A 16,818-nucleotide genomic window follows, 5' to 3' on the forward strand; every position below is an offset into this window, starting at 1 on the left:
GAGGAGCCCCCGCCGATGAACCCCGAGCCCGTAGTCGTCTGGTCCCGCGAGCCCGACGAACGCCGCGACACCCACCTGGTCGTGCTGCTGCACGGCTACGGATCCCACGAGCACGACCTCCTCGGCCTGGTGCCGAACCTGCCCGAGGAGTTCACCTACGCCTCGCTGCGGGGACCGCTGACGGCCGGACCCGGGTACAGCTGGTTCTCCCTGGATCCCCAGGACCTGAGCTACGACTCCGCCGAGGTGCTGCAGGCCGCCGAGGACGTGTGGTCCTGGATCGAGTCGGTGCAGGACCAGCACCTCTCGGTGACGCTGCTGGGCTTCTCCCAGGGCATGGCTGTGGCGACGACGCTGCTGCGCACCCGTCCGCACCAGCTCGCCGCCGTCGTCGGCCTCTCCGGATTCGTCCTCGACCCGGGCGAGGACGAGCAGGTCGCCGCCGCCGTCGACGACGAGGCGCTCGCGGCCGCGAAGATCCCCTTCTTCTGGGGGCGCGACCAGGAGGACCCGATCATCCCGGCCGCCGCCGTCGACCACACCCACCGGTGGGCCACCGAGCACGCGAATCTGACCAAGGTCCTCTACGCCGGCGCCGGCCACGGCGTGGTGCCGCAGGAGATCTCCCACGTCGGCGAGTTCCTCACCCACATGGTGCTCAAGCCGGCGCGCACCGCCCGCCGCTGACGACGTCGACGCCGCCCGGGCGGCTCGGCGCCGCGCCGCTCAGTCCTCGAGCTCCTCGGACTCCTCCTCGAGCTCCTCCGGGACCGGCGTGAGGGCCGCCTCGGGAAGGCCGAGCGCCTCGCCGTCGAGCTGGACGATCTCGCCGGGGCGGATCTGCCGGCCGCGGCGGGTCTCGACCTCCTCGTCGACGGTCACCGCCCCGGCGTCGAGCACCTCGCGGGCCATGCCGCCGTGCTCGACGACGTTGGCCAGCTTCAGCAGCTGCCCCAGTCGGATGGACGCGTCCCGGATCGGGATCTGGTCGACCTCGATGAACTCGCCCTCGTCGTGGTCCTCGTCGAGCTCGTGCTCGACGTCGTCCTGGTGCGGCCGCGCGTCCTGGTCCTGGTGCTCCTCGTTCATGCCTCCAGTCTGGCGCATCCGACGGCGCGCCACAGGACGTCATCATCCGGCCGGTCGAATCCTCAGGGACGTTCTACGCTGGGTCCATGTCCACCTCGACCATCACGCAGACCCCCGTCCGCGACGCCGGACAGTCCCGGACCGCCTGGATCCTGTTCCTGGTGATGTCGCTGGTCGCCGGAGCGGCCATCCCCTCGCAGGGACGGATCAACTCCGCGCTGGCCGCCGAGACGGCCGATCCCTTCCTCGCCGCGCTCATCTCCTTCGCCGTCGGCCTGGTGCTGATGCTCGTCATCGTCGCGGCCACGCCTCGCGGGCGGGCCACGATGCGCCGCGTGCGCCCGGCGCTGGCCGCCGGCGAGGTGCGCTGGTGGTACCTGCTGGCCGGCTGCCTGGGCGGCTATCTGGTGCTCACCCAGTCGTTGACCATCGGGATGATCGGCGTGGCCGTCTTCACCGTCGCAGTGGTCACCGGCCAGACGCTGGGTGGGATGCTCTGGGACCGCGTCGGGCTGGGGCCGGGCGGGCGCAAGCGGCTATCCCCGCTGCGCATGATCGGCGCGATCCTCACCGTGCTGGCGGTGCTCTGGACGGTCTCGCCGCAGCTGGGCGCCGACCACGGCGGGCCGGAGTGGCTGCTGCTGGTGATCCTGCCGCTGCTCGCCGGCGTCGGCTCCAGCGCCCAGCAGGCGCTCAACGGACGGCAGTCGGCCGCCTACGGCGGTCCGATCCCCGGAACGCTGATCAACTTCATCGCCGGCACCGCGGTGCTGCTGGTCGCCTACCTGATCAAGCTGGGGGTCGGCGGCGTCGGCGAGGCGCTGCCCACAGCCGGCTGGTACTACCTGGGCGGGCCGATGGGCTGCGTGTTCATCGGCCTTGGCGCCGTGCTGGTGACCCGGGTCGGGGTGCTGCTGGCGGCGATGGGCATGATCGCCGGTCAGCTCATCGGCTCGCTGCTGCTGGATCTGATCATCCCGGCTCCGGGCTCGGTGGTCACCACGGCCACCGTGCTCGGCACGCTGCTGACGCTGGTCGCCGTCGTCGTCGCCTCGCTGCCGGACGGCCGGGCCTCCCGCCGGCGCGGCGCGGGGCACTAGACTCGGACTCCGCCAGCTCCGCAGGGGAGCGGGACCCGTCGGAACGGAGGCGAGCACGATGGACCAGGACGTCCATGTCATCACCGTCGCCGTGGACGACCTCGACGCCGCCCGCCGCTTCTACGTGTCCGGGCTCGGCTGGCGTCCGCTCTTCGAGGAGCCGGGGGAGATCCAGTTCTACCAGTCGGCGCCCGGCCAGGTGCTGGGCCTCTTCGACGCCCAGGCGCTGGATGTCGACATCGGCGACGGCGGCGTCCATTCCCGGCCCGGCGGCTTCACGCTGGCGCAGAATCTCCACGACGCCGACCTCGTCCACCGGACCGTCGACAGGATGGAGCGCGCCGGCGCGACCATCCTCAAGCAGCCTCAGCCCGCGGCGGTGCCCGGCATGATGCACGCCTACGTCCGCGACCCGGTGGGCATCGTCTGGGAGATCGCCCACAATCCCGGCTGGCGGATCGACGACGACGGCGCGGTGGTCTTCGACGCGCCCGACGCCGGTTGACGCGGGGCGTCGCCGCCCGACGGCCGACGGGCGGCCGGAGGCGGCGGCGTCGTCGAAGGACGCGGGCGCGAATCGGCGCACCGGGGCCCGCCGCGGTAGGCTTTCCCCGTCCGTCCGCACGTCGCGGCCCGCAGCCCGACGGCATCCTGCACAGCACACTGCACCCCGACCAGAGGTGAAGCTCTTCCATGGCCACAGAGACCGCACTCGACAAAGTGATCGCCCTGGCGAAGCGCCGCGGCTTCGTGTTCCAGTCCGGTGAGATCTACGGAGGGTCGCGGTCGGCCTGGGACTATGGTCCGCTGGGCACGGAGCTGAAGGAGAACATCAAGGCCGAGTGGTGGCAGACCTTCGTCCGCGGACGCGGCGACATGGTCGGCCTGGACTCGGCGATCATCCTGCCGCAGCCCGTCTGGCACGCCTCCGGCCACGTGAAGACCTTCTCCGACCCGCTGGTCGAGTGCATCCAGTGCCACCGCCGGCACCGCCAGGACCACCTCGAGGAGGCCTTCCAGGACAAGAAGGGCCGGGCGGCCGAGTCCATGGAGGAGATCGTCTGCCCCGACTGCGGCACCCGCGGGCAGTGGACCGAGCCGCAGCAGTTCTCCGGACTGATGAAGACCTATCTGGGTCCGGTCGACAACGAGGAGGGGCTGCACTATATGCGGCCCGAGACCGCCCAGGGCATCTTCGTGAACTTCAACAACGTGGTGACCTCCGCGCGGCAGAAGCCGCCGTTCGGCATCGGCCAGATCGGCAAGGCATTCCGCAACGAGATCACCCCGGGCAACTTCATCTTCCGCACCCGCGAGTTCGAGCAGATGGAGATCGAGTACTTCACCCGCCCGGACGAGGCGCCGCAGTGGTTCGACCACTGGGTCGAGGCCTGCTACGCCTGGTTCGTCCAGCTCGGCCTGGACCCGGAGAACCTGCGGAAGTTCGACGTGCCGGAGGAGGAGCGGGCCCACTACTCGGCCGCGACCATCGACCTGGAGTACCGCTTCTCCTTCCCGGGCTCCGAGTGGGGCGAGCTGATGGGCGTCGCCAACCGCACCGACTATGACCTCGGCTCGCACACCGAGGCCTCGGGCGCGAAGCTGCAGTACTTCGACCAGGGCACCGGCGAGCGGTACACCCCGTATGTCATCGAGCCCTCCTTCGGCCTGACGCGGGCGATGATGGCCTTCCTCGTCGACGCCTACACCGAGGACGAGGCGCCGAGCGTCAAGGGCGGCGTCGACACCCGCATCGTGATGAAGCTGCACCCGAAGATCGCCCCGATCAAGGCCGCGGTGCTGCCGCTGTCGAAGAAGCCGGAGCTGGCCGGCCCGGCGCAGGAGCTGGCCGACCGGCTGCGCCGCCACTGGAACGTCGAGTACGACGAGTCCGGCGCCATCGGCCGCCGCTACCGTCGTCAGGACGAGATCGGCACCCCGTTCTGCCTGACCTTCGACTTCGACTCGCTCGAGGACCAGGCGGTCACCGTCCGCGACCGCGACGAGATGACCCAGGAGCGGGTGAGCCTGGACCAGATCGAGGGCTACCTCGCCGCGCGGCTGCTGGGCTGAGCGGCCGCGTCCTCACATCCGGACAGGGGCATGTGCTGTGTCATGACATAGCGCCCACTCCAGGAACAGCACTTAGTGGACACTTCTGCGGCATGGGACGAATACCCGATCATGTCCGCCAACAAGTAAGTCATCGATCGTCCGGCAGATGACGGCCGGGCGCGGTGCGGGCCTTCTGCGCTGAGCACGGGGTGTCGCGCTCGTGGTTCCACTCGATCCGCCGACTGGCCGCCGAACACGGGCAGACGGCGATGCTGATGGAATCCACCCGGCAGGCCAGGACGTCGGGGACGGTTGAGTCAGTTCGCCCGCCAGGCGGTGCTGGCCGAACGCCGTCGGCTGCAGGCCGAGGGCAAGGACCACGGGGCAGAGAGCGTGCTGTTCAGCCTGCGCCGCAAGCATCGCTGCGACTTCGAGCAACTGCCCTCGCGGTCGGCAGCAGAACGGACCTTCGACCAGGCCCAGGTCGTGGCGCGCAATCGCCACAAACGCCCCAAACGGGCCTATCGCCGCTTCGCCGCGCGATTGCCGAATCAGCGACGGCAGGCGGAAGCGTTCGAACACTGGCTGAGCACCGGCGAGTCGGTGCTGATCTTCGAGAGCCTCGACGATGCCACCCGCTACAGCCCGGCGGCCTCGGTCGTTGCCAGGGGAGACCTCCCCAGCAGTGGTGCAGGCCTTCCGCCAAGCGATCCAGGCCTAGTGCCGACCGGTGCTGGCCGACTGCCGGAGCTGGTGCAACCACGTTCGGGCGCACCAGGGTCCGGGGCGCTGACACCGGTGGAGACCGATGCCCCAGCGGGCACGAGCCGACGAGTCGGTTCCGGGCCAGAGGACTGCTCCACTGCCGCGATCGCTCGATCCGGTGCGGCAGCCGCTGCAGCGGCCACCTGCTGCACCGGATCGAGCACAGCGATCGCCTGGAGAACTTCGATGCCCAGGGGACTTTCCTCGCCGAGATCGCCTCGCCCCGCAGGCAGAATCCGGGCATCTCATCCCAGCTGCCATGAGTGTCCACTATGTCCTGGAGCTGCATACGGACATGCAGCACCGTGACATCGCGAAAACGGCGGGACCATGGAGCGTCGCTCGGTGGCGCCCCCGGCGGCCCGAGATCAGACGGCCTCACACTGCCACGCGCATGAGCTCCTTGGCCCGGATGACCTGGCCGGAGTAGTGCCGCTGAGCCTTGGAGATCCAGCGCCCGTCGGAGACCGTGCCCTCGGCCCCGGGTGCCAGGTGGCTGAGCACCAGGGTCCCGACGCCGGCCTCTTCGGCGACCCGGCCGACGTCCTCGGTGGTGGTGTGGGACTTCTCCAAGTGGCTCAGCACCGCGTCGGGCAGGCCGGCCTGGCGGTAATGCTCCAGGTCGATCGCCTCGTGCACCAACAGGTCCGCGCTTTCGGAGAGCCGCACCACGTTGTCGCTGCGGGCGGTGTCGCCGGAGAACACCACGGAGCGCTCTTCGGTGTCGAAGCGGAAGGCGAAGGACGGGAACATCGGCCCGTGCGGCACGAGCACCGCGCTGACACGGACGCGGTCGTCCTCGGAGACTACGAAGGGCTCCATGGCCGGGGCGGTCTCGCCCAGCGGAGTCGCGCCCACATCGGGCAGTGCGATTTCCTGGACGTCGATCAGCTCGCGGACGTCAGGGATTCCTGAGTCGCGGAGGAACACATTGGTCGAATAGGCATGGGCGGCGATGCTCAGCCGGGTCAGCTCCGCGAGCCCCGGCGTGGGATTCTCCGGTGCGACCGTCGGCGCCTCGCCTCCGCCGAAGGCCGGCGGCAGCGCACCGGCCGGGCCGGGGCCGTGCACCGGGACCGTCTCCGTGATGCCGGCGTCGAGCTCGCCGTCGCCCGGGCCCCATCCGCCGAGCAGGAAGAAATTGTAGAAGTCGGCCATATGGTCGGCGTGGAGGTGGGTGATGTGGATGGCCGCCAGATCCGAGAGCAGCAGTCCGGCCCGGCTGTACTGGGTCAGCGCGCTGCGGCCGCAGTCGATCAGGTAGTTCCGCCCGTGCACGCGCAGCACCGAGGCGATGCCGGTGTGTCCGGTCTCCAGCGGCGGTCCGGCCGCCGTGCCGAGCGCCACGAACTCGACGCCGGAGTCGCGGCCGCCCGCAGACCGTGCAGAGGCTGCCGCCGTCGGGGTCGCGGCGCCCCAGAGGGCAGCGCCGGCGGCACCCACGGAGCCGGCCTGCAGCAGGTTCCTCCGGGAAAGTCCGTGGGGCGCGGAGCCCGGCGGGACGGTGTGGTGCTGATGATCTTCGGACATGTCGTTGCCTCCCTCATCCGTGGACAGTGGAGTATGAGACTAGGGTCGCGACGTGCGGTGCGCCTTGCCCCTGCGTGCAGGGGATTCGTCCGTGCACGCTGAGTGGTGTGGGTCACGAAGGTCGTGGCGAGCTCTTCGACGCCGGACGTGACGGATGAGGCCGATACGAAGGCTCGCTCTCTGCTGTTCGTGGCGCCGTGGGCAACGGTGGCCGGTCGGCGCGCGCGAGGCTCGGGGAACGCAGCCACGGAGCAGCGGAGGCGCTGGATCGCCCTCATCGTCGCACCCTGCGGAACGGCTCGGGTTCCCTGCCGTCGATGGGCGCCCCGAACATTCACCCAGACGGCGCCGGAATGCGCGCTGGAGCATGGTCCCTGTCATGCCCGGCGTGGTGGAATGTGGTCAGTCCCATCGCGTCGTCGCTCTGCCCGGTGCTGTGGGATGTTCCGTTGCGGCGACGTGCACGACGGTGTCAGGGCCCGCTGGGCAGGGCCCATGAAGGCGATCGCTCGCCCATCCTGTGTGTTGGCGCTGTCGAGAGCGACCGCCGTCGGCGCTGCGCGGCCGGCCTCGGCCACGCGCTCGGCGTCGATGCCATCGACGTCGACTGAGCGGCCCCTGCCGGCGGGGATCGCAACGTGGTTCTGGCCGAGGGGTGGCAGGGAACCCTGGTCACGGCCGGGGGCACGATCGGTGGCGGCATCACCGGGGCGGCCGCCGGCTGTCTCGAATGGGGGCGAGCGAAGGAACCCGCCAGGGAGGTGCCGATCCGGACCCCGCCGCCACATGGTCGTTCGTCGGTCTCGTTCTCATAAGGGTGGTCGAGTTCGGCGCCGGAGTCGTCCCGCATCTCGCGTGCTGAGCCTGGACCAGCTCGAGGGCTACCTCGCCGCGCGGCTGCTGGGCTGAGTCCGACGTCGACGCTCCGGCGGCGGGGCACGGGGCGTCGGCGGCACCGCCCCGCATTGCCCCGCCCGGTGGACGGGACTAGAATCGCGTGGCTGACCCGAAGCCGCCTCCCCGATGAAGGACACGCGATGAGCACCATGCCCGAGGACTCCGTCCCGTCGGAGCACGACGACGGCGCGGACCGCCTCACCCTGAAGTCGGGCCTGACCGTCCGGCCGTGGGCCGAGGGCGACGACCTCGCCCTGCTGGAGGTCTGGGGCGACCCGGAGAACGCCCTGCAGCACCAGGACCGGGCGCTGCTGCGGCCCTCCTCCGACGACCCCTGGGCCCGCTGCATCGTCGCCGAGGACCACGGCGTCCCGGTGGCCGCGGCGACGATCCTGCGCTCCTCGCTGCACCCGGACCGGCTCTCCTTCTACGCCGAGGTCGCCGAGGACCACCGGCGCCGCGGCATCGCCGCGGAGATGCTCGAGCTGCTCGCCGCCGAGGCGGGCAACTGCTCGACGCAGAGCCTCAAGGCCCGCTGCGGCAAGCGCACCGCCGCGCAGTGCTTCCTCAAGGACAACGGCTTCACCAAGATCCAGCGGTCCCGCCAGGTCGTGGTCAGCGCCGGCGCGCTGGCCCTGCCGGACCTGGAGGGCACCGGTCTGGACCTGGAGGACCTGGCGACCGGGTCGGTCGCGCTGACCAGCGCCGTCGTCGACTTCTACAACGCCGTCCACGACTGGGACCGTGCGGAGATGACCGTCGGCAAGGCGCAGAAGCTGCTGCTCGGCGACGGCACCGGCGCCTCGGGAGCCGTGGCGCTGCGCGACCGGCGTCCCGGCGCCGACGGCGGCATCCTCGCCTTCGCCATCAGCTACACGCCCGAGCGCACCGAGGATCCGGCCGACGTGCTGCTGGGCTGGAACCCGCAGCTCGCCGACGACGACGCAGAGACCGCCTGCCAGTCGCTGCTGGCGCTGCTCGCGGCCCGCTATCCGGTCAGCGTCGAGGTCGACGACTCGATGGAGCCGCTGACCCGCGTCACCGACGAGCTGCTCTCCGCCGGCCGCGCCGAGTCGGACTTCGAGGCGCTGATCTACGCCCGCGACGCCGCGAGCTGATGCGCCCGCGCCGGAGATGCTCCGGAGCCGTGCCGGAGAACCGCCCTGGAGACCACGACTGAGGGGACCCGCTGATGAACCCCGTCCTGCCGCCGCTGCAGATCGGGCCCATCACCGTCGACACGCCGGTGGTGCTGGCCCCGATGGCCGGCATCACCAACACCGCCTTCCGCCGCCTGTGCCGCGAGCACGGCGGGGGGCTCTACGTCAACGAGATGGTCACCGCCCGCGCGCTGGTGGAGCGGCGCCCGGAGTCGCTGCGGATCATCAAGCATGAGCCGGACGAGGTGCCGCGTTCGGTCCAGCTCTACTCGGTCGACCCGGTGACCACGGGGCAGGCGGTGCGGATGATGGTCGAGGAGGACCGCGCCGACCACATCGACCTGAACTTCGGCTGCCCGGTGCCGAAGGTCACCCGCAAGGGCGGCGGTTCGGCGCTGCCCTGGAAGATCCGGCTCTTCGAGTCCATCGTCGCCACGGCGGTCCGCGAGGCCTCGAGGGGCGGGGTTCCGGTGACTGTGAAGATGCGCAAGGGCATCGACGAGGACCACCTGACCTTCACCGAGGCCGGGAAGGTCGCCCGCGACGCCGGCGTCGCCGCCGTCGCGCTGCACGGTCGCACCGCCCGCCAGCACTATTCGGGCACCGCCGACTGGGACGCCATCGCCGAGCTGCGCGAGGCGCTGCCGGATCTGCCGGTGCTGGGCAACGGCGACATCTGGTCGGCCGAGGACGCGCTGGAGATGGTGCGGCGCACCGGTGTCGACGGCGTCGTCGTCGGCCGCGGCTGCCAGGGCCGGCCCTGGCTCTTCGGGGACCTGCAGGCCGCCTTCGAGGGGCGCGACGAGCGGCATCGCCCGGATCTGGCGATGGTCGTCGAGACCCTTCTGCGCCATGCCCAGATGCTCATCCCGTACTTCGACGGCGACGAGCGCAAGGCCATGCAGGACATCCGCAAGCATGTCTCCTGGTACTTCAAGGGCTACCCGGTCGGCTCGCAGCTGCGCACCCAGCTGGTCACCGTGGAGACGCTGGCCCAGCTGCAGGAGCTGCTCGGCCGGCTGGACCATTCGATCGACTACCCGGGCGCCGACGCCGAGGGACCGCGCGGCCGGGCGGGCTCGCCGAAGAAGGTCCACCTGCCGGAGGACTGGCTGGTCTCCCGGGAGCTCAACGAGGACCAGCGCGAGATGATCGCCGCCGCCGAAGTGGACACCTCCGGCGGCTGAGCCGTGCCCGGCGGCGGCCCGCGGCGTGCGTCGGTCCGCAGAGGGCGGGGGCGCCCCTCGCCGCCGCGCGGGGTCGGGCCGCGGGCCGCTAGGCTGGAGTCCATGGATGTCCAGCCCCACGAGCGTGCCGAAGCCGGCTATGCCGCCCTGCGCCCCGGCTACACCGTCGAGGATGAGGAGCGGTGGCTCCCCGAGCACGGCAAGTCGGTGTATCGCTCCTCCTTCGAACGTGATCGGGCCCGGCTGCTGCACTCCTCGGCGCTGCGCCGCCTGGGAGCGAAGACCCAGGTGGTCTCGCCCGACGCCGACGACTTCGCCCGCACCCGGCTGACCCATTCGTTGGAGGTCGCCCAGGTCGGCCGCGAGCTGGGGCGGATGCTCGGCTGCGATCCCGACGTCGTCGACGCCGCCTGCCTGGCCCACGACCTGGGGCATCCGCCCTTCGGCCACAACGGCGAGAAGGTCCTCGACGAGCTGATGGGCGCGTCCGGCGGATTCGAGGGCAATGCGCAGACGCTGCGGCTGCTCACCCGGCTGGAGACCAAGCGATTCCACGACGACGGCCGCTCGGCGGGGCTGAACCTCACCCGGGCCTCGCTGGACGCGGCGATCAAGTACCCCTGGCGCCAGCACGAGGCGCCGCTGCTCGCCGACGGGACGCGCGGCGCGAAGTTCGGCGCCTACGAGGACGACCTGGACGTCTTCGCCTGGATCCGCCGCGGCGTCGACGGGCGGCGGCAGTCCATGGAGGCCCAGGTGATGGACGCCGCCGACGACATCGCCTACTCCGTCCACGACGTCGAGGACGGGATCTTCTCCGGACAGTTCCAGCTGCGCTTCCTCGAAGTGCCGCTGCAGCGCAAGCGGGTCATCCGGGTGACCCGCGAGTGGTACCTGCCGGACACGGAGGAGGATCGCATCGAGGAGGCCTTCGACCGGCTGGCCTCCATCGACCGCTGGGTGCGCGAGTCCGACGGCTCGCGGCGTTCGCTCGCGGCGCTGAAGAACATGACCTCGGAGCTGATCGGACGTTTCTGCGGGGCCATCTACGAGGCCACCCGCGAAGCCTATGGAGACAGGCCCCTGGTGCGCCACGAGGCTGATCTGGTGATCCCGCGGGAGACGCACGAGGAGATCGCGGCCATGAAGGGACTCTCGGCCTCCTACATCATGACCTCCGAGCAGCAGCGCCCGGTCTATCAGCGCCAGCGCGAGGTGATCGAGTCGCTGATCGAGCTGCTGCGCGACTCCGGCGACCGGTACCTGGAGCCGATGTTCCGCGAGGACTTCCAGCTGGCCGAGGGCGACGCCGCGCGGTCCCGGGCGATCGCCGACCAGGTCGCCTCGCTCACCGACGGCGCGGCCCTGGAGTGGTACTACGCGCTGGTCAGGGGAGAGCCCTTCGCCAATCGCCTGTTCGGCTGATCAGTCCGGCGGTGCCGGCTTGGTGATGTCGGCGGTGACGACGTCGAACGCGGCGAAGAGCTCGTGCGCCTCGACGAAGAGGCTCAGGTCCCGCGCCCCGGATCCCATGCCGATGCGGCCGGCGATGGATGCGTCGGCGTAGACCGGCCAGCGGGTGCCGGCGACGCTCTCCGCGGCGAAGGGCGTGATCGTGCCGGGGCGGTGGCCGGTGGCCTCCACCGCCTCCTCGGGCGCGGTCATCGCCATCTTCTTCATCCCGGCCAGCCGCCGGAGCTTCGCCCAGTCGACCTGCCGGTCACCCGGGATCAGGGCGATGACGTAGGTGTGCTCGTCGGCGGTCTGGGTGAGCTTGGCCCGGGCCACCAGCGTCTTGACGATCTCCCGGGGCGCGATCCCCAGCGCGGCGGCGGCCTCCTCCAGGGAGCCCGACGGTCCGCGGGAGACGAGCTCGATCGCGACGCCGCGGGCGGCGGCGTCGGCGCGGATGCGCTCGACCGAGGCGCGGTCCTCGGCGGAGAGCTCGACGTCGGCGGGGATCGGCGCGGGGGTCGGCATGGCTGAGACGGGGGTGGACTGCTGCTCCATGCCCGGGACAACCGAGACCGCCGCCGGCGGATTCCCCGAGTCGTTCCCCGGGCTGTTCCCCGGGGTGATCCGTGGGACTCCTGCACAGGCGCCTGCGGGGTGGCGCTCATCGGTAGACTCGAGGCGTGGCCGGACTCATCAAGCGCGAAGACATCGACGCCGTGCGCGAACGTGTGGACCTGCGGGAGGTCGTCGAGGAGTATGTGACGCTCAAGAGCGCGGGCATCGGCTCCTGGAAGGGGCTCTGTCCGTTCCACGACGAGCGCACTCCCAGCTTCCACATCCGCCCGCAGGTGGGCACCTATCACTGCTTCGGCTGCGGGGAGTCGGGTGACGTCATCGCCTTCGTGATGAACATGGACCACACCTCGTTCCAGGAGACTGTGGAGCGGCTGGCCGCGAAGGCCGGGATCGAGCTGCGCTACGAGGACGGCGGCACCGGGCCGGACAAGGAGGAGGTCGGCCGTCGTCGGCGGCTGCTCGACGCGCACAAGATCGCCGACGAGCACTTCCGCGAGCAGCTGCACTCCCCGGAGGCGCAGATCGCCCGGGAGTTCCTGGCCGGCCGCGGCTTCACCCGCGACCATGCCGAGCAGTTCGCCGTCGGCTATGCCCCGCAGAGCTGGGACCACCTGCTCAAGCACCTGCGCTCCCGCGGCTTCACCGACGAGGAGCTCTCCGCCAGCGGATTGTTCTCCGAAGGCTCCCGCGGCCTGTACGACCGCTTCCGCGGGCGGCTGATCTGGCCGATCCGCGACATGACCTCCAACACCGTCGGCTTCGGCGGCCGGCGCCTGCACGAGGATGACAAAGGGCCGAAATACCTCAACTCGCCGGAGACGACGATCTATAAGAAGTCGCAGGTGCTCTACGGCATCGAGCACGCCAAGCGGAACATCGCCAAGAAGCGCGAGCTGATCGTCGTCGAGGGATACACCGACGTGATGGCCTGCCACGTCGCCGGCGTGGACACCGCAGTGGCGACCTGCGGCACCGCCTTCGGCGAGGGCCACATCAAGATCGCCCGCCGGCTGCTCTCCGACGACGGCGGCGGGGGAGAGGTGATCTTCACCTTCGACGGCGACGAGGCCGGCCAGACCGCGGCGCTGAAGGCATTCAAGGAGGACCACCAGTTCCTGGCCAAGACCTTCATCGCCGTCGGGCCCGAGGGCATGGACCCCTGCGACGTCCGCCAGCACCGTGGCGACGAGGCCGTCTCCGAGCTGATCCGCGCCCGGCGCCCGCTGTTCGAGTTCGCCATCCGCGCCGGGATGAAGGACTACGACCTCTCCACCGTCGAGGGCCGCGTCGGCGCGCTGCGCTACGCCGCCCCGGTGGTCGCCGGGATCAAGGACCCGGCGCTGAAGCCGGCCTACACTCGTGAACTGGCCGGCTGGCTGGGCATGGACATGGACGACGTCAACCGGGCGGTGCAGGCCGCCGCCCGCCGCGGAGTCGCCCCGCAGCGGCAGGTCGACCCGGCCGTGCAGGCGCACCGGCGCGGGTTCGGCCCGGCCCCCGACGCGGACCCGGCCGACGGCGGCGAGCCGATCCAGCATCAGCCCGGCCCGCAGGACCACGGCGGACCGGCCGGCGAGCCGACGGCGTCGTCGGCCGCGCCGACGCACTATCCCCGGCCCGACACGCGGGACCCGGCGGTGATGATGGAGCGCCAGGCGCTCGAGGTGATCCTGCAGCATCCCACGCGGCTGACCGCCGAACAGTGGGAGGAGATCTTCACCGTGCGCTTCACCGCCCCGGCGCATGCGGCCGTCCATGCGGGACTGCGTTCGGCGGCGGCCTCGGCCACCGACCCGCGCAACTGGGTGCGGGCGGTATCCGACGAGGTCCCCGAGCCGCTGAGGCCGCTGGTCGCCGAGCTGGCCGTCGCCCAGCTGCCGGCGCGCACCGAGGAGGGGGTCGAGACCTACTGCCAGTCGATCCTCAATCGGCTGGTGGAGCTGAAGATCACCCACCAGAAGGCCGATCTGCTCGGGCGGCTGCAGCGCATGGGGCCCGACGAGTCCCCCGAGGAGCACCAGCGGCTCAACCGCGAGCTGATGGACCTCGAGCATCGGCGACGGGCGCTGCGCGGCGACCAGTGAGCCCTCCGCACCGGGACCGCTGAACACTGCGCACGGGGGTCGGTGCGGACGCTCCGCGTCCGTCCGTGTCCTGTCCGCGTCCGTCCGCGGCCGAGGCCCGCGACGACGCCTGTGCGACGCCGCACACCGGGTCCTTGGTACCGTGAAGTGCACGTCCGCGCGTGACGATGGGGTCGCGCTACGCCTCCGCACCCTTGATCGAGGAGACACGCATGCCCCAGCACGACGGCCCCACCGCGCCCGCACGACACGCCGCCGACGACACCCGCACCGCCGCCTCGCATGAGATCCCCGACGCGATGCGCCAGGACGTCGGCCTGCTCGGCGGCCTGCTGGGCCAGGTGCTGCAGGAGTATGGCAGCGAGGGCCTGCTGGGCGACGTCGAGGCCTTGCGCGAGCTGACCATCTCCGCGCTTGACGACGACTCCGGAGACGTCCTCGCCCGCGCCGAGGAGCTGGTGGGCTCCTTCTCCGCCGAGCGGGCCAAGGAAGTCGCCCGGGCCTTCACCTGCTACTTCCTGCTGGCGAACCTGGCCGAGGAGCAGCACCGCATCCGCACGCTGCGCTCCCGCGACGGGCAGGTCCCGCTGGAGGAGCAGCGGCCCAGCGAGTCGGTGGCCGCGGCCTTCACCCACCTGCAGGAGGAGGTGGGACAGGAGGAGGCCGAGCGCCGGCTGGCCGAATTGCGCTTCCACCCGGTGCTCACCGCCCACCCGACGGAAGCTCGCCGCAACGCGATCGCCTCCTCGGTCCGCCGCGTCGGGGAGCTGCTCGACGAGCGCGACGACCCGCGGATGGGCACCGCCTCGCTGGCGAAGAACCGCCGCGAGCTGCTGGAGGAGATCGACAACATGTGGCGCACCGCCCAGCTGCGCGTCTCCGCGCCGTCGCCGCTGGACGAGGTGCGCACGGCCCTCTCGGTCTTCGACTCCTCGTTCTCCCAGGTCTTCACCGAGGCTTACCGCCGCATGGACGACTGGCTGCAGGGCGACGAGGCCGGCACCCGTCCGCCGAAGGCGCCGGCCTTCATCCGGCTGGGCTCGTGGATCGGCGGCGACCGCGACGGAAACCCCAACGTCACCGCCTCGATCACCCGGCAGGCCGTCGGTCAGGCCGCCGACCGCGTGCTGGCCGATCTGGAGGAGCGGGCCCGCGCCGTCGGCCTCTCGATGACCCTCGACGACCGTTACACCAGCCCCAGTACGGAGCTCGACGACCTCTGGGGCCGGCAGAAGCAGCTCTCCGAGGAGCTGACCGCCCGCGCGGTCGAGCACTCGCCGCGCGAGCCGCATCGCCAGGTGCTGCTGGCGATCGCCGGACGGCTGGCCGCCACCCGGGAGCGCGACGCCGACCTGGCCTACACGGTGCCGCAGGAGCTGCTCGACGACCTGCGCGTGGTGCAGCGCTCGCTGGAGGCCGGCGGGGCGAAGCGCGCGGCCTTCGGCGACCTGCAGGAGCTCATCTGGCAGGTGGAGACCTTCGGCTTCCACCTGGCCGAGCTGGAGGTCCGACAGCACTCGAAGGTGCACTCCCAGACTCTGGCCTGGCTGGAGGCCCCGGAGTCGGTGGAGTCCATGGCGGTGCCCGGTGAGGAGGTCATCGAGACCTTCCGCGCGATCGCCTCGGTGCAGCAGCGCTTCGGCGTAGACGCCTGCCGTCGCTACATCGTCTCCTTCACGCAGAGCGCGCAGAACCTCGCCGACGTCTACACCTTGGCGGAGAAGGCCCTCGGCGGCCCGGAGCAGGCCCCGGTCATCGACGTCATCCCGCTGTTCGAGACCTACGAGGACCTGCAGAACGCCCCGCGCATCCTCGACGAGATGCTGGAGAACCCCGCGGTGCAGCGCCGCCTGGAGCAGACCGGCCGTCGCGTGGAGGTGATGCTCGGCTACTCCGACTCCGCCAAGGACGTCGGTCCGGTGGCCGCCACGCTCGCGCTCTACGAGGCCCAGGAGCGCATCGCCGACTGGGCGAAGCGCCACGACATCGCGCTGACCCAGTTCCACGGCCGCGGCGGCGCGCTCGGCCGCGGCGGCGGGCCGGCGAACCGGGCCATCCTCGCCCAGCCGCCGCACTCGGTGGACATGCGGTTCAAGGTGACCGAGCAGGGCGAGGTCATCTCTGCCCGCTACGGCAATCCGGAGATCGCCCTGCGCCATATCGAGCAGGTCGCCGCGGCGACGCTGATGGCCTCGGCGCCGTCCACCGAGGAGCGCAACGCCCGCGCCGCCGAGCAGTTCTCCGAGATGGCCGCGACCATGGACGCCGTCTCCCGCGAGCGGTTCGACGGGCTGGTCGGCGCCGACGGCTTCGCCCCCTGGTTCGCCCAGGTCACCCCGCAGGACGAGGTCGGCCTGCTGGCCATCGGCTCGCGTCCGGCCAAGCGCGGACTGTCGGTGGAGTCGCTGGAGGATCTGCGCGCGATCCCGTGGAACTTCGCCTGGGCCCAGGCGCGGATCAACCTGACCGGCTGGTACGGGCTGGGCAGCGCGCTGGCCGCCGTCGGCGACGTCGAGCAGCTGCGCGGCGCCTATGCGGAGTGGCCGCTGTTCCGCGCGCTGATCGACAACATCGAGATGTCGCTGGCCAAGACCGACCGTCGGATCGCCGAGCGGTACCTCGCCCTCGGCGACCGCGAGGACCTCGCGTCGCTGGTGCTCGAGGAGCTGGACCTGACCACCGAGTGGGTCCTGAAGATCACCGACCAGTCCCGGCTGCTGGAGTCCCATCAGGTCCTCGGCCGGGCGGTCGAGCTGCGCAACCCCTACGTGGATGCGCTCTCGCTGCTGCAGCTGCGCGCGCTGCGGGCGCTGCGCTCCGGCGAGCTGGACGACGAGCAGCTCGACGATCCGCGGAACCTGCTGCTGATCAGCCTCAAGGGCGTGGCCGCCGGCCTGCAGAACACCGGCTGAGCCGCGCA

12 protein-coding genes are annotated in these 16,818 nt (G+C 71.3%); 9 read left to right on the plus strand and 3 right to left on the minus strand.

Annotated features, from left to right (window positions below; genetic code table 11):
- Positions 1 to 15 precede the first annotated feature (15 nt).
- On the plus strand, positions 16 to 687 hold the full coding sequence (locus tag GCL72_RS03665) for an alpha/beta hydrolase (RefSeq protein ID WP_153143367.1): 672 nt from the start codon (positions 16 to 18) through the stop codon (positions 685 to 687).
- 39 nt (positions 688 to 726) lie between these two features.
- On the opposite strand, the gene GCL72_RS03670 is transcribed toward GCL72_RS03665, so the two are convergent.
- The gene (locus GCL72_RS03670; RefSeq protein ID WP_153143368.1) at positions 727 to 1,089 is read right to left on the minus strand and encodes an RNA-binding S4 domain-containing protein; all 363 of its coding nucleotides are present in this window, start codon (positions 1,087 to 1,089) and stop codon (positions 727 to 729) included.
- Between the two features lie 86 nt (positions 1,090 to 1,175).
- Between GCL72_RS03670 and GCL72_RS03675 the strand changes: the two genes are divergently transcribed.
- The 3 genes from GCL72_RS03675 (at position 1,176) to GCL72_RS03685 (ending at position 4,262) form a co-directional block, all read left to right on the plus strand.
- Positions 1,176 to 2,189 (plus strand): DMT family transporter, encoded by a 1,014-nt coding sequence (locus GCL72_RS03675; protein ID WP_153143369.1) that lies wholly within the window; start codon positions 1,176 to 1,178, stop codon positions 2,187 to 2,189.
- A gap of 58 nt (positions 2,190 to 2,247) precedes the next feature.
- On the plus strand, positions 2,248 to 2,694 hold the full coding sequence (locus tag GCL72_RS03680) for a VOC family protein (RefSeq protein WP_153143370.1): 447 nt from the start codon (positions 2,248 to 2,250) through the stop codon (positions 2,692 to 2,694).
- A gap of 188 nt (positions 2,695 to 2,882) precedes the next feature.
- Complete coding sequence (locus GCL72_RS03685) at positions 2,883 to 4,262, plus strand: glycine--tRNA ligase (RefSeq protein ID WP_153143371.1); 1,380 nt, start codon at positions 2,883 to 2,885, stop codon at positions 4,260 to 4,262.
- Between the two features lie 1,125 nt (positions 4,263 to 5,387).
- On the opposite strand, the gene GCL72_RS03690 is transcribed toward GCL72_RS03685, so the two are convergent.
- Positions 5,388 to 6,539, minus strand: coding sequence for an MBL fold metallo-hydrolase (locus tag GCL72_RS03690; protein ID WP_153143372.1), 1,152 nt, complete (start codon positions 6,537 to 6,539; stop codon positions 5,388 to 5,390).
- A 1,037-nt stretch (positions 6,540 to 7,576) separates the two neighbouring features.
- On the opposite strand from GCL72_RS03690, the gene GCL72_RS03695 reads away from it, so the two are divergent.
- From GCL72_RS03695 to GCL72_RS03705, 3 genes are all read left to right on the plus strand, one after another.
- Entirely contained in the window at positions 7,577 to 8,554 is a 978-nt protein-coding gene (locus GCL72_RS03695) for a GNAT family N-acetyltransferase (protein WP_246160995.1), read from the plus strand.
- 74 nt (positions 8,555 to 8,628) lie between these two features.
- On the plus strand, positions 8,629 to 9,783 hold the full coding sequence (dusB, locus tag GCL72_RS03700) for a tRNA dihydrouridine synthase DusB (protein WP_153143373.1): 1,155 nt from the start codon (positions 8,629 to 8,631) through the stop codon (positions 9,781 to 9,783).
- A 102-nt stretch (positions 9,784 to 9,885) separates the two neighbouring features.
- Positions 9,886 to 11,208 (plus strand): deoxyguanosinetriphosphate triphosphohydrolase, encoded by a 1,323-nt coding sequence (locus GCL72_RS03705; protein WP_211364957.1) that lies wholly within the window; start codon positions 9,886 to 9,888, stop codon positions 11,206 to 11,208.
- Here GCL72_RS03705 and GCL72_RS03710 read toward each other — a convergent pair whose 3' ends face one another.
- Positions 11,209 to 11,793 (minus strand): aminoacyl-tRNA deacylase, encoded by a 585-nt coding sequence (locus GCL72_RS03710; protein ID WP_246160996.1) that lies wholly within the window; start codon positions 11,791 to 11,793, stop codon positions 11,209 to 11,211.
- Positions 11,794 to 11,918: 125 nt separating this feature from the next.
- Between GCL72_RS03710 and dnaG the strand changes: the two genes are divergently transcribed.
- The gene (gene dnaG, locus GCL72_RS03715) at positions 11,919 to 13,898 is read left to right on the plus strand and encodes a DNA primase (RefSeq protein ID WP_153143374.1); all 1,980 of its coding nucleotides are present in this window, start codon (positions 11,919 to 11,921) and stop codon (positions 13,896 to 13,898) included.
- A gap of 212 nt (positions 13,899 to 14,110) precedes the next feature.
- Entirely contained in the window at positions 14,111 to 16,810 is a 2,700-nt protein-coding gene (locus tag GCL72_RS03720) for a phosphoenolpyruvate carboxylase (RefSeq protein WP_153143375.1), read from the plus strand.
- Positions 16,811 to 16,818: the final 8 nt, after the last annotated feature.

Origin of the sequence: Nesterenkonia halophila (assembly GCF_009467795.1) — a bacterium.
In the GTDB taxonomy this organism is placed as follows: domain Bacteria; phylum Actinomycetota; class Actinomycetes; order Actinomycetales; family Micrococcaceae; genus Nesterenkonia; species Nesterenkonia halobia.